The sequence below is a fragment of the Enterobacter sp. SA197 genome (assembly GCF_054131575.1).
In genome coordinates this window covers 3174891-3188432 of the sequence record NZ_CP096393.1, presented here as the reverse complement: position 1 = coordinate 3188432, position 13542 = coordinate 3174891, and the positions used below count along the sequence as shown (strand labels likewise).

The window sequence follows — 13542 nt, the reverse complement described above, 5'->3', positions numbered from 1 at the left end:
GTTTTATGGCTGAACAACATGCAAAAACGGTCTTTACACGACGAAAGTTCCTTGCAACCGGTAGCGCACTGGCGGCACTGCCGCTGCTGCACGCGCCTTTGCTGCGTGCAGCCACTGGCAGCCACTCTGTCGACATTCGGCGCTACCAGACGACCGACTGGCCCGCTGCGTTAAAGCAGGGCTTTAGTGAGGCGCAGACGGTTGAAATTCCGGCCGACCTGGTGTGTGAAAATATGAATACCGGCGTCTTTATCCCGCCGGGTAAAACGCTGTTAGTGCGCGGGGCCATTAAAAGTAATGGTCGCGGGCGATTGGTGCTGCAGGATGGCAGTAAAGTGATTGGGGAGAAAGGCGGTAGTCTCTACAACCTGACGCTGGATGTCCGGGGCTCGGACTGCGTTATCCAGGGCATTAGCCTGAGTGGTTATGGGCCGGTGACGCAAATCTATATCGGTGGAAAAAAGCCCCAGGTGATGCGCAACCTGCTTATTGATAACATTACCGTGACGAAAGCCAACTACGCCATCCTGCGGCAGGGCTTTCATAATCAGGTCGTGGGGGCGCGCATTACAAACAGTAGATTCAGCTACCTGCAGGGCGATGCTATTGAGTGGAACGTGGCTATCAACGATCACGATATCCTGATTTCCGATCATGTTATCGACCATATCGACTGTACCAACGGCAAAATTAACTGGGGTATCGGCATTGGTCTTGCGGGAAGCACCTATGACAATGCGTATCCTGAAGCGCAGGCGGTAAAAAACTTTGTGGTCGCGAATATCACCGGCAGCCATTGCCGGCAACTGGTCCATGTTGAAAACGGCAAGCATTTCATTATTCGCAATATCAACGCAAAAAATATTACCCCCGATTACAGTAAAAAAGCGGGTATTGATAACGCCACGGTTGCCATTTATGGCTGTGATAATTTTGTGATTGATGATGTAACCATGGTGAACAGTGCCGGAATGCTCATCGGTTATGGCGTCATAAAAGGCGATTATTTGTCCATACCGCAAAACTTCAAGCTGAATGACATCAAACTTGATAACCGTGAAAGTGAGTATAAATTGCGCGGCATTCAGATCTCTTCAGGTAATGCGACCTCCTTTGTAGCCATCACAAATCTTAATTTACGCCGCGCCAGTCTCGAGCTGCATAACAAACCACAACATCTCTTTCTCAGGAATATCAATGTGATGCAGGATTCCAAAGTGGGCGCTGCTCTGAAACTGAATTTTGATTTGCGTAAAGATGTGCGCGGTCGCTTTATGGCGAAGCAGGATACGTTATTGTCACTGGCAAATATTAAAGCGGTGAATGAAAAAGGTGAAAATTCTGTCGATATCGATCGCGTTGACCACCATACCGTTAATGTTGAAAACGTCAATTTCCGCTTACCGTCGCGCCCTTTCTGGCCCTGACCTCACAATGAAATGCGAGGAATCCTGGAGACTTGCGCCCGCTGCTGGGATTACATCTACAGCAATTTTTCGACAATCGGCGTAACATCTTTCGCCGCGCATCGTCATGGCTTTACTGGCGAAAAAAAGTTGAAGGTCTATAATTTATCAATCATTTACAGGTGGAAGATATAATGATTAATTTGAAAGCAGTTATACCGGTAGCCGGTTTAGGGATGCATTTGCTCCCCGCCACCAAGGCAATCCCTAAAGAGATGCTGCCGATCGTTGACAAGCCGATGATTCAATACATTGTCGACGAGATTGTGGCTGCAGGCATCAAAGAGATCGTTCTTGTCACCCATTCTTCCAAGAATGCGGTTGAAAACCATTTTGACACCTCCTATGAGCTTGAAGCGCTCCTGGAGCAGCGCGTTAAGCGTCAGCTACTCGCCGAAGTACAGTCTATCTGCCCGCCGGGCGTGACCATCATGAACGTGCGCCAGGCGCAGCCGCTGGGTCTGGGCCACTCCATTCTGTGTGCGCGTCCTATCGTTGGTGATAATCCGTTTGTGGTTGTTCTGCCGGACATCGTACTGGACTCTGCCTCCGCTGACCCGCTGCGTTACAACCTCGCGGCCATGGTAGCCCGCTTTAACGAGACCGGTCGTAGCCAGGTGCTGGCTAAACGCATGAGCGGCGATCTCTCCGAATACTCGGTGATTCAGACCAAAGAGCCGCTGGACAGCGAAGGGAAAGTCAGCCGTATTGTTGAGTTCATTGAGAAACCCGATCAGCCACAAACACTGGACTCCGATCTGATGGCGGTAGGGCGTTATGTGCTCTCTGCAGATATCTGGGCGGAGCTGGAGCAAACCGAGCCGGGCGCATGGGGACGTATTCAGCTGACAGATGCCATTGCCAAACTGGCCGGTAAGCAGTCTGTAGACGCTATGCTGATGACGGGCGACAGCTTCGACTGCGGTAAAAAAATGGGTTATATGCAGGCATTCGTCAGTTACGGCCTGAGAAATTTAAAAGAAGGCCAGAAGTTCCGGGAGAGAATTCAAAAATTGTTAACGCAGTGAAGCGCGCAAAAATTTCCCGCAAAATAATTAACTTATAAAAAAAAGACAGTGGTGAGTGGTAATGGGCTGCGGTTGGCTTCAGAACATTCCCACTGTTTTTTTTGTTTTTTGCTGTTAGATCAAGAAGTAATAATTAGCGGGATGAGAATTTTCTCATTTAAATCGTTGAGATTTTTCTTGTTTCAGTGCTTATAAAAGCAGAAAATAGTTTTAACATTTTGTGCCGGTTGAGGTTGAACGTTAAGTAACCGACGCATTATCCAGATTGATTGTATGTAGTCACACATAGCACGCTGGTAGCTGATGAGCCAGGGGCGGTAGCATGGTTTGTTTTGACCACTGTCTACGGTCCTGGTCTCTGTTTTCCAGTGGGACAGATGAAATTTGCATAAGTAAACGGAATATTCTCGTGAAAATACTGGTCACAGGTGGGGCAGGCTTTATTGGATCTGCTGTTGTTCGTCATATCATTAATAACACTCAGGACGCTGTCGTTAACGTCGATAAGTTAACCTATGCAGGCAATCTTGAGTCGTTAGTTGATATTGAAAATAATTCTCGTTATCAATTTGAGCATGCGGATATTTGTGATGGCGAGGCGATGGCGCGAATTTTTGCCGCCCATCAGCCTGATGCTGTTATGCATCTGGCCGCCGAGAGCCACGTTGACCGCTCAATCACAGGGCCTGCTGCATTTATTGAAACGAATATCGTGGGTACTTACGTATTGCTGGAAGCCGCCCGTAAATACTGGTCGCAACTGGATGAATCCCGTAAATCCGCGTTTCGCTTCCATCATATTTCAACGGATGAAGTCTACGGCGACCTGCCGCATCCGGATGACGTTCCTGCTGGCGAACCTTTGCCGCTGTTTACAGAAACGACGCCTTACTCTCCAAGCAGTCCTTACTCCTCCTCCAAAGCCTCCAGCGATCATTTAGTTCGCGCCTGGCGCCGCACTTATGGTTTGCCTACCCTGGTAACCAACTGCTCAAACAACTATGGTCCCTACCATTTCCCGGAAAAACTGATCCCGCTCATTATTCTCAATGCGCTGGCCGGTAAGCCGCTGCCTGTCTATGGCAACGGAGAACAGATTCGTGACTGGCTGTTTGTTGAAGACCATGCGCGCGCGCTGTACAAAGTGGTAACCAGTGGCACAGCCGGTGAGACTTATAATATCGGCGGCCACAATGAGCGTAAGAACATTGAAGTCGTGAAAACCATTTGCGCCATTCTTGATGAGGTCATTGAGAACAAACCGCAAGGGATCGCGCATTTTGCCGATCTGATTACCTATGTAACCGATCGTCCTGGTCACGATCTGCGTTACGCCATTGATGCAACCAAAATTAAAGAAGACCTGGGCTGGGTTCCTGAAGAGACATTCGAATCGGGCATTCGCAAAACCGTCCACTGGTATCTGAACAACAAAGAGTGGTGGCAGCGTGTAATGGATGGTTCTTATGCAGGTGAACGTTTAGGTCTTGCGGATTAATTAAAGGAAATAATGATGAAAGGCATCGTCTTAGCGGGTGGATCCGGTACTCGCCTTTACCCTATTACTCAGGGTGTATCTAAACAGTTGTTGCCTGTTTACGATAAGCCAATGATTTTTTACCCCATCTCTGTGCTAATGCTGGCAGGTATTCGTGACATTTTAATTATCACGACGCCTGATGATATGCCAGCATTCCAGCGGCTACTGGGCAATGGCGAGCAGTTCGGCATTCGCTTAAGTTATGAGGTTCAGCCTTCCCCGGACGGTCTCGCGCAGGCCTTTATTATTGGTGAAGAGTTTATTAACAACGAACCTTGTGCGCTGGTACTGGGCGATAACATCTATTTTGGTCAAAGCTTCGGCAAAAAACTGGAAGCGGCCGCGCAGTTAACTCAGGGCGCGATGGTCTTTGGTTACCAGGTTCAGGATCCTGAACGTTTTGGCGTGGTTCAGTTTGATGCCAACTACAAAGCGCTCTCGATTGAAGAAAAACCGCTGAAGCCGCAGTCCAACTGGGCGGTAACAGGCCTCTATTTCTATGATAAAAACGTTGTGGAAATGGCAAAACAGGTTAAGCCTTCTGCCCGTGGCGAGCTGGAAATCACCACGCTGAACCAGATGTACCTGGATCGGGGTGAGCTGCAGGTTGAGTTGTTAGGCCGTGGCTTTGCGTGGCTTGATACCGGGACGCATGACAGCCTGGTTGAAGCATCTCAGTTCATTCATACCATTGAGAAACGCCAGGGTATGAAAGTGGCGTGCCTGGAAGAGATCGCTTTCCGTAAAGGCTGGCTGAGTAAAGAGCAGGTAGCTGACCAGATTAAGATCCTTTCCAAAACAGATTACGGTCGCTATCTGCAAAACCTGATTAGCGAGTAACCCTGACATTGCTGCGGTTGTAAACACATGAAGATTTTATTGATAGGCAAAAACGGTCAGGTTGGATGGGAGCTGCAACGCTCCCTTTCTACGCTCGGCGAACTGGTGGCTGTCGATTTTTTTGACACTGAACTTTGCGGTGATCTGACAAATCCTGAAGGCATCGCGCAGACTATTCGCACCGTGAAACCTGATGTTGTTGTCAACGCGGCCGCGCATACCGCAGTGGATAAAGCAGAGAGCGAGCAAGAGCTCGCTCAGCTTTTAAATGCTGACAGCGTCGCTGTGATTGCCCAGGAGACGGCAAAACTGGGTGCATTACTGATCCATTACTCCACGGACTACGTCTTTGATGGCTTAAGCGATCATTTCCGTCTTGAGGATGAGGAGACCGCGCCGCTGAATGTCTATGGCGCGACCAAACGGGCCGGTGAAGTTGCCATCGCTGCCTTTAACCCTCGCCACTTTATCTTCCGTACGAGCTGGGTCTACGCCACTCGCGGCGCCAATTTTGCCAAAACCATGCTTCGGCTGGCGAAAGAGAAAGAGCAGCTCTCCATCATCAACGATCAGCATGGTGCCCCTACGGGTGCTGAGTTACTGGCTGATTGCACTGCGATTGCGATTCGTTCTGGTTCCACAAACTACGGCATCTATCATCTGGTGGCCAGCGGTGTGACAAACTGGTTCGACTACGCCAGCTATATTTTTTCTCTTGCACAAGAGAAGGGCGAAACATTAAAAATCAATGCGCTATCAGGGGTTTCAACCTCTTCTTATCCTACGCCTGCAAAACGTCCGCTGAATTCACGCCTGTCGAATGAAAAATTCCAGCGTGAATTTAATGTTGTTTTGCCCGCATGGGAAGTTGGTGTGGAACGTGTCGTTACTGAAATTTTGCAAAAGTAGTCAGGCCTCAAGATGAAAATAGTTAAAACAGATCTTCCGGAAGTTATTATTTTCGAGCCAAATGTTTTTGGTGACTCGCGTGGGTTTTTCTTAGAAAGTTACAACAAGCTCATTTTCGATGAAGCGGTAGGGCGTAGCGTTGATTTCGTGCAGGATAACCACTCCGAATCACAGCGTGGCGTTTTGCGTGGTTTGCATTATCAGCTTGACCCCTGTGCGCAGGGTAAACTGGTCCGTTGCGTGGTGGGTGAAGTATTTGATGTCGCGGTTGATGTCAGGAAATCTTCACCGACCTTTGGGCAGTGGACAGGCGTCGTTTTAAGCGCTGAAAATAAACGCCAGCTGTGGATCCCAGAAGGTTTTGCGCACGGCTTTGTTACCCTTAGCGAACGCGCACAGTTTCTCTATAAAGCAACCAATTATTATGCGCCGCAGACAGAGCGTTGCATTATCTGGAACGATCCGACACTGAATATCGAGTGGCCTGAACTTCCTGAATTGCAATTATCTCAAAAAGATATGTCTGGTAAATCTTTGTCCGAAGCGGAATGCTACAAATAAAGAATAGTCATGAAGTATCGTGCAAAAATGGATGTAAATTCATATTTGATTTTTGCTGTTATTGGCTTGCCTGACTAGATGTTTTAACGAGAAGACTTTTAATGACATTTGCAAAAGAACACCGCGTTGCAATACTGATGGCTACATATCAAGGTGAACGATATATTAGCGACCAGCTGGATTCTTTTGAAAGACAAACTTACGATAACTGGCAGTTAATAGTGTCAGATGATGGCTCCACTGATAAGACTCTCGACATGGTCCATGACTTTGCATCAAGGAATCCGGCGAAAGTTAATATTGTCAACGGACCACGACAAGGTTTCGTCAGTAATTTTCTCTCGTTGCTGTTCAGAGACGACATTGAAGCTGACTATTTTTCTTTTTCTGATCAAGACGATATCTGGTTTGATGATAAGCTGGAGCGTGCGGTGGCGTGGTTGAAAGAGATACCCTCTGATAAACCTGCCTTATATTGCTCCCGGACGCATCTCGTCAATAATGATAAGGAAAGCCTTGGGAATTCACCGCTGTTTCGTCGTCTGCCCTCATTCTCTAATGCGTTAGTACAAAACATTGGTGGTGGGAATACGATGGTGATGAACAAGGCTGCACGGGACCTGATCAAACAGGCAGGTCTGGTGAACGTGGTCAGTCATGACTGGTGGATTTACATCCTTATTTCCGGGGCAAATGGCGCCATTCATTATGATTCTGAACCGACGCTGGCTTACAGACAGCACGGTGAGAATTTGATTGGCACCAACCTTGGTTATCGCGCACGTCTGTTAAGACTGAAAAAAATTATTCAGGGTCAGTATCGTAACTGGAATGCGCTGCATATCCGTGAGCTTGATAAAAACCGGGCGCTGCTCACGGCGGAAAATCAAGAAAAGTTTACCTGGTTTAAGGCAATACATAACAAATGTATTTTAACCCGGGTTTATTATTTTCTTAAACTGGGTGTCTACAGACAGAATACTGTGGATACGTTAGCTGTTTTTATATCAGCACTATTAAAAAAAGTGTGATGGATGTTAATGCAACGTAGCTATGTCTTTTTAGGCGTTATCAATAAGGTGTTTTAATGCAATTATTTTCAATAAGCCCATTTGAAATGCTGGCGACTCTTTGGCGAAACAGATATTTAATAAAAACTACGACCATTCGGGAAGTGCAGGGGCGTTATCGTGGTTCGTCAATGGGGATAGTGTGGTCGTTGATTAACCCCTTGTTTATGCTGACGGTGTACACCTTTGTCTTCAGTGAAATATTCAAAGCCAGATGGCACGGTGGTAGTACGTCAAAAGGTGAGTTTGCACTGGTTTTGTTTGCCGGGCTGATTGTCTTCAACCTTTTCTCTGAGTGTCTGAACAAAGCGCCGCAGTTGATTTTGTCTAACGTCAATTATGTGAAGAAAGTCGTTTACCCACTCGAGATTTTACCCGTTGTTGCCTTAGGGTCAGCGTTATTTCACACCCTGATTAGCCTGTTTGTGTGGCTGGTGGCGTACTGTGTATTCTTTGGGATACCGCACCTGACGGTCCTCTATTTCCCGCTTATCTTGCTACCGCTGATGATTATCACCCTGGGCGTGAGCTGGATACTGGCGTCGCTTGGTGTTTATTTGCGTGATATTAATCAGTTCATAACCTTATTTACTACTGCGCTGATGTTTCTCAGTCCTGTCTTTTACTCAGCGGAAATTCTCCCGCCTGAGTTCAGACAACTTATGTACTTCAACCCCTTAACCACAGTGATTGAACAAACAAGGAACACGCTTTATTGGGGTAAACACCCTGATTTTGGTGTGCTTGCCATTTACTGGGTTGCTGCTTTTGTTATTGCCTGGATCGGTTTTGCCTGGTTCCAGAAAACGCGTAAGGGGTTTGCGGATGTGCTCTGATTTTGCCATTCAGGTTAAAAACCTGAGTAAATGCTACCAAATTTACGATCGTCCTTCCGATCGTTTAAAACAATCTATCTATTCCGGGCTTCGCCGTCTGGTCGGCAAGCAAGCGAAACCGTTATTTCGTGAATTCTGGGCACTGCATGATATCTCCTTTGATATTTTAAAAGGCGAATCAGTCGGCATCATCGGGCAGAACGGTTCCGGCAAGTCGACATTATTGCAGCTTATCTGTGGGACGCTCAACCCGACCTCTGGTTTTGTCAAAACCCACGGACGCGTAGCGGCCCTGCTTGAGCTCGGCTCAGGTTTTAACCCGGAATTTACCGGGCGCGAAAACGTCTATATGAACGGCGCGGTATTAGGCTTAAGCGAAGCCGAAATTAACGAGAAGTTTGACGAAATCCTGAATTTCGCCGACATCGGTGAATTTATCGATCAGCCTACCAAGACCTATTCCAGCGGTATGCTGGTACGCCTCGCCTTTGCCGTTCAGGTCTGTATTGAACCCGATATTCTGATTGTCGATGAAGCCCTGGCCGTTGGCGACGCCTTATTCCAGAAACGCTGTTTCGAGCGAATGGATCGACTGCGTACTAACGGGACGACACTGCTTTTTGTATCCCACGATCAGGAATCTGTTCGTACCATGACGAACAAGGCCATTTTCCTTGAACATGGCGTGGTTAAATTCTCCGGGACTTCAGCGGATGCGCTGCTGGAATATCGTAAATCGCTGCATGAAGTGGAATCGAAGCGCTTGAATCAGGCGGCGCAGCAGCTGAAAGAGAAGGCCCGTCAGACGCGCGAAATCATGAATGAGAAAGCGCAGCTGAAAGCGGAGCAGGCGGTTAAAAACGGCGAAGAAAATACAAAAGCTGCCGTTGAGGCTGATGCAGATGGACAGGCAATGCCTGCACTGTCTGAAAGATTAAAAGCCTTCTCCTTTGGCGATCTGGACGCAGAAGTGCTGGATGTCTCCCTCTTTAACGCCCAGGGTGAACCTTGCTCGAATTTTGATCCTCGCGATCCCGTCACGGTTATTGTGCAATGTAAGACGCACACTGCGCTCAAGCATCTTAATGTCGGATTACGTATCCGAAATAAAGAGGGCGTGAAGATGTACTCCTGGGGTACCCTTAATCAGGATATGGCCATTCTCAATGGTGCCTCTGATGCTCAGGATGTTTTCTGGCACCGTGAGTTCGACTCAGATCACCGCTTCAGCGTGAAATTTGAATTCATCTGCGGGATGGGACCGAATCTTTACGAAATTCAGGTTTCGATTACCGAAGAAGGAAAACCGTACTATGCCGAACAAAGGATGATCCACTGGATTGATGAGGCTGCATTCTTTACGGTTAACACGGATCCACAGGCTTATCATTTTGGTGGTGTTGCCGATTTGCGCATGACCAGTGACTTGCTTTGATTTTTTTAAAAACCACGACATGGTTTCTGAAATAAACCTGATAATTACAGGCTACTTAAATGAAGAATTTTGAAAACGCTGATGTTATTACTCGTGAAATTTTAAATTCATGTGGCGGCCAGCGCTACCTTCACATCGGCTCCGGAAACGGCAAGCTTGTTCAGGAGTTCCTCTCCCGGGGTATGGACGCACATGGTGTAGATGACTCAGCAGATGCCGTGGCCTATGCAAATAGCATTATGCCTGAACGCTTCACGCAAGCGGATTACCAGCAGCTGCCTTTTGGTGACCATGAAATCGACACCACAATAGCCCTGTTCTGTCTGGAAAATATTGAACCTGAGCAACTTGCTGCGGTGATTAAAGAGATTAGCCGGGTAACCCGTCGCTCTCTCTATTTGCGTATTACCACGACTGAACGCCCTGAGGATAATGAAACCCGTACCGTGCAGGACAGAAATGCATGGGAACGCCTTTTCTTTGACGAAGGTTTCCGCAAACATCCTTCTTATTATCTGATTAACGATTACGAAGCGCTGGGACGTGAAAGCGGTGAGGCCATTATTCTTTTAGAGCGCGTCTCTGAGAAAGCAATGTCTCGCTACCCCCTGGAGGCGCTGAAAGAAGAACGCGATCTGCACATGGATATGACCCGTGAAGCCGGGGAGCGTTCCGATGCCCATATTGCCCGTTATCAGTGGGCTGCGTCTTTTGTTCGCCCCGGTGACACCGTCCTTGATGCGGCCTGTGGCCTCGGATATGGCAGTTATCTTATTCAGTGCGGCACGATGGCAAAGCAGACCATCGGCATCGATGGCAGTGATTATGCAATCGATTATGCGAACATCAATTTTGCGCCGGAAGTGAAAAATCTGCGCTTTGAAGCCGGTATGCTCCCGGAAGCGTTATATGGTTTTGCTGACAACTCTGTCGATGTGGTTATCTCCTTTGAAACCCTGGAGCACATCCCTGATCCGCAGGGCGTGCTTAAAGAATTCCAGCGTATCCTGACGCCTGCGGGCCGTATTATTGTTAGCGTGCCGAATGACTGGAGCGACGAAACGGGAGAAGATCCGAATCCGTTCCATTTACACGTTTACACGCTTGATAAAATTCGCAGTCAGATAAACGCCCATTTTGATATCGAAAATATCACCGTGCAGTCCGCCACCCATTATAAGAAAACGGCGGGAAGCAAAGAGTGGGTGCCAGCCAGACGCGAGATTTACAGTATTGATACCAACATCAGCGAATCTGACGCGCCGCCATCAGAGTGGTGGCTGGCGGTGGGCATGAAGTCGCCGTTAGCCGCGCAGGATGTCCCTTACCAGGAAACGCAGCACAAAACCTATCAGGACCCTGACTGGAATGTGACCGCCTTCGCCAGAGATTATAAAAATCCGTGGTTAGTGCGGGGCATTGTTGATATTGGCTGGCGACAGAAAAATAAAGCGCTGCTGACGCAGATGGCTGAACAGGTTTACGTTTCTAATAAAGACAATAGCGCCGACGCGGGCGCGGCACTCTGCGTTCAGGGCTATCAGCTCCTTGGGGAGAAAAAAGGCACCGATCTCGACAGGTTGACGGCGTTCTCTGAGCGTGTTGATAGTTATATCGCCAGCAACCCCAGCACACCGCACGCAATCCGTTGGATGGTCTCGTTACATTTCGTCATGGCGCGGTTATGGCTCAAAGCCGGCCTGCATCAAAAAGCGAAAGCCTCATTCGAGCAGTGTGTGGCGACCGATCCGCTGCAATTTAGCCCGTTACTGGCGAACCGGGTGGTGGAGTCCTATCTCTATCTGGGGATTTTGAATCTGAATGCAGGTGAGGTTGAGGCTGCCACCAAATCCTGGGCTGAAGGCATCGCCTTTGCTCACAGAGCGCTAAGCACCGACTGGAAAAAGAGTCTCGGTGATTTAAGCGATCCGGTCGAATTCGGTCTGCCGGAGCTTTCGACGGTCCTCGACTTTGCAAGTAACTGCGCTTATGCGCTGGTGAACATCGACAGCTTTAAAGATAAACCCTGGTGGTGGTTGCAGGTAAGCCGTAGCCCACATGCTCAGGCGGCTTCCAAAGGCGCGTTAAATAGCGTGCTTAACGTCCAGTTGGCCTCCCTTGGTCAGTACGCGCAGTCCCTGGAAAAAGCCGTTGAAGAGACTAACGTATTGCGTAAGCAGCAGGAAGAGTATCAGGCGCTTAAGCACGTTCTGGCGGTGAAAGACACCACTATCGATTCACTGCAATCTGTTATTACCGAGCAAAATACGACGCTTACGGGAATGAACACCACGGTGACGGATTTAAATAATACCGTTGCTGATTTGAGCGCGATGATCGAAGGTCTTAATAACACCAATACCGATCTGAACAGTACCGTCATGGAGATGAGTACTACGGTCGAGGATCTCAATAATACCAATGCCGATCTGAACAGCACCGTTGTTGATCTGAGCACCACTATTGCGGATCTAAACTCCACGGTTACTGAACTGATGAATACCTTGCAGCTCAAAGATCAGGCCATTGCCGAGCAGGCTGCAAATATTCATCAACTCAATGCCATTATGCAAACCCGACTGATGCGCCTGCGTAACGTCATGCTCTATCAGCCCTGGGGGGCGCGTAAAGTGCTGCATATGGGCTACCTGGGCGCCTCGCTCGCCACGCCACGCGCATTACGCCGCACCATGCAGCCAATGACCCAGTGGTTGCGTTCCCGTTTCTCGCGTCGGCCGGCGCCGGTTGCGAAGGTGGAAAGCGCTGAGACCACGACCACGGTAGCTGAAGTTTCAAGCGGTTATCGTATTAAAATGCCGGTTACCAAACCTGGCGCGCCTAAAATTTCTCACGTCATTGCCAACTTTATGACCGGCGGCTCCTCGCGTCTGGTGGTGGATTTAGTTGAATACCTGGGCCATGACTATGAACAGTTTGTTTTAACCAGCTATGCGCCTAATCCGCCTGCCTATATTGGTATGAGTATTGAAGAGCAGCGTGATTGCAACGACATCACGCCGTTTATTAACTACTTCAAGCGGACACAACCTGACTTCGTCCATGTGCATTACTGGGGCGACGTGGATGAACCCTGGTATGCTCAGGCGATCGAAGCGGCAAGAGTGCTGGATATACCGGTCGTTGAAAACGTGAATACGCCAATCGCCCCGCACATGTCTCCGGCGGTGAAGCGTTATGTCTACGTGAGTGATTATGTCCGTCATGTCTTTGGTCGACCTGACGATTCCCACGTCACCATCTACCCTGGCTCTGACTTCTCCCACTTCATGCGGGATGACAGTGAAGCGGTACCGGGCGATTGTGTCGGGATGGTCTATCGCCTCGAGTGCGATAAATTAAACGAACACGCCATTGAGCCCTTTATTGCGATAGCGCTTAAACGCCCGCAAACCAAAATACTGATTGTTGGCGGCGGAAGCTTGTTGAGCCCCTTCCAGCAAGCCGTGAAAAAGGCTGGAGTCGAGTCGCAGTTCGAATTCACAGGCTATGTCGATTACGACACCCTGCCGGATTACTACCGCCGTATGTCGCTCTTCATTGCCCCGGTGTGGAAAGAGAGCTTCGGGCAGGTCAGTCCGTTTGCCATGAATATGCGCGTACCGGTAATCGGTTATGACGTGGGGGCTATCAGCGAAATCGTTAATTCAAAAGCGATGCTTGCACCAGCGGGTGATGCCAGTAAATTGGCTGAAATTGCGGTTGAAGTCCTGGAAAACGATGAGTTGCGTGCATCATTAGGACGCGAACATCAGCAGCGTGCGGAAGGGCTGTTCTCCGTGCAGGCAATGATCAGCGCCTATGCTGGCCTTTACGCTGAAATGACGAAAAAATAATAC

The 13542-nt window shown here is 48.8% G+C and carries 10 protein-coding genes; all 10 read left to right on the top strand.

From position 1 onward, the window contains the following. The first annotated feature begins 5 nt into the window (after nucleotides 1–5). The gene (wcaM, locus tag M1D91_RS15145) at nucleotides 6–1427 is read left to right on the top strand and encodes a colanic acid biosynthesis protein WcaM (RefSeq protein WP_437431468.1); all 1422 of its coding nucleotides are present in this window, start codon (nucleotides 6–8) and stop codon (nucleotides 1425–1427) included. A gap of 173 nt (nucleotides 1428–1600) precedes the next feature. Beyond that, the gene (galF, locus tag M1D91_RS15140; protein WP_437431467.1) at nucleotides 1601–2494 is read left to right on the top strand and encodes a GalU regulator GalF; all 894 of its coding nucleotides are present in this window, start codon (nucleotides 1601–1603) and stop codon (nucleotides 2492–2494) included. A gap of 409 nt (nucleotides 2495–2903) precedes the next feature. Next, nucleotides 2904–3992, top strand: coding sequence for a dTDP-glucose 4,6-dehydratase (gene rfbB, locus M1D91_RS15135; protein ID WP_437431466.1), 1089 nt, complete (start codon nucleotides 2904–2906; stop codon nucleotides 3990–3992). 15 nt (nucleotides 3993–4007) lie between these two features. Then, a complete protein-coding gene (rfbA, locus tag M1D91_RS15130) occupies nucleotides 4008–4874 on the top strand; it encodes a glucose-1-phosphate thymidylyltransferase RfbA (RefSeq protein WP_437431530.1) in 867 nt (288 codons plus the stop codon). Nucleotides 4875–4901: 27 nt separating this feature from the next. After that, nucleotides 4902–5783 (top strand): dTDP-4-dehydrorhamnose reductase, encoded by an 882-nt coding sequence (gene rfbD, locus M1D91_RS15125; RefSeq protein ID WP_437431465.1) that lies wholly within the window; start codon nucleotides 4902–4904, stop codon nucleotides 5781–5783. 12 nt (nucleotides 5784–5795) lie between these two features. Further along, entirely contained in the window at nucleotides 5796–6344 is a 549-nt protein-coding gene (gene rfbC, locus M1D91_RS15120) for a dTDP-4-dehydrorhamnose 3,5-epimerase (protein WP_437431464.1), read from the top strand. Nucleotides 6345–6445: 101 nt separating this feature from the next. Further along, nucleotides 6446–7375, top strand: a complete 930-nt coding sequence (locus M1D91_RS15115; RefSeq protein WP_437431463.1) for a glycosyltransferase family 2 protein — start codon at nucleotides 6446–6448, stop codon at nucleotides 7373–7375. Nucleotides 7376–7431: 56 nt separating this feature from the next. Next, nucleotides 7432–8250 (top strand): ABC transporter permease, encoded by an 819-nt coding sequence (locus M1D91_RS15110; RefSeq protein ID WP_437431462.1) that lies wholly within the window; start codon nucleotides 7432–7434, stop codon nucleotides 8248–8250. After that, complete coding sequence (locus M1D91_RS15105; RefSeq protein ID WP_437431461.1) at nucleotides 8240–9685, top strand: ATP-binding cassette domain-containing protein; 1446 nt, start codon at nucleotides 8240–8242, stop codon at nucleotides 9683–9685. Before M1D91_RS15110 ends, M1D91_RS15105 begins: the two co-directional genes overlap by 11 nt. Before the next feature lie 59 nt (nucleotides 9686–9744). Next, complete coding sequence (locus tag M1D91_RS15100) at nucleotides 9745–13539, top strand: methyltransferase domain-containing protein (RefSeq protein WP_437431460.1); 3795 nt, start codon at nucleotides 9745–9747, stop codon at nucleotides 13537–13539. The last annotated feature ends 3 nt before the right edge of the window (nucleotides 13540–13542 follow it).

Bases quoted from the DNA above. Each gene is read 5' to 3' on its own strand.
- wcaM (WP_437431468.1), top strand. From the start codon at position 6: ATGGCTGAACAACATGCAAAAACGGTCTTTACACGACGAAAGTTCCTT.
- galF (WP_437431467.1), top strand. From the start codon at position 1,601: ATGATTAATTTGAAAGCAGTTATACCGGTAGCCGGTTTAGGGATGCAT.
- rfbA (WP_437431530.1), top strand. From the start codon at position 4,008: ATGAAAGGCATCGTCTTAGCGGGTGGATCCGGTACTCGCCTTTACCCT.
- rfbD (WP_437431465.1), top strand. From the start codon at position 4,902: ATGAAGATTTTATTGATAGGCAAAAACGGTCAGGTTGGATGGGAGCTG.
- rfbC (WP_437431464.1), top strand. From the start codon at position 5,796: ATGAAAATAGTTAAAACAGATCTTCCGGAAGTTATTATTTTCGAGCCA.
- M1D91_RS15115 (WP_437431463.1), top strand. From the start codon at position 6,446: ATGACATTTGCAAAAGAACACCGCGTTGCAATACTGATGGCTACATAT.
- M1D91_RS15110 (WP_437431462.1), top strand. From the start codon at position 7,432: ATGCAATTATTTTCAATAAGCCCATTTGAAATGCTGGCGACTCTTTGG.
- M1D91_RS15105 (WP_437431461.1), top strand. From the start codon at position 8,240: ATGTGCTCTGATTTTGCCATTCAGGTTAAAAACCTGAGTAAATGCTAC.
- M1D91_RS15100 (WP_437431460.1), top strand. From the start codon at position 9,745: ATGAAGAATTTTGAAAACGCTGATGTTATTACTCGTGAAATTTTAAAT.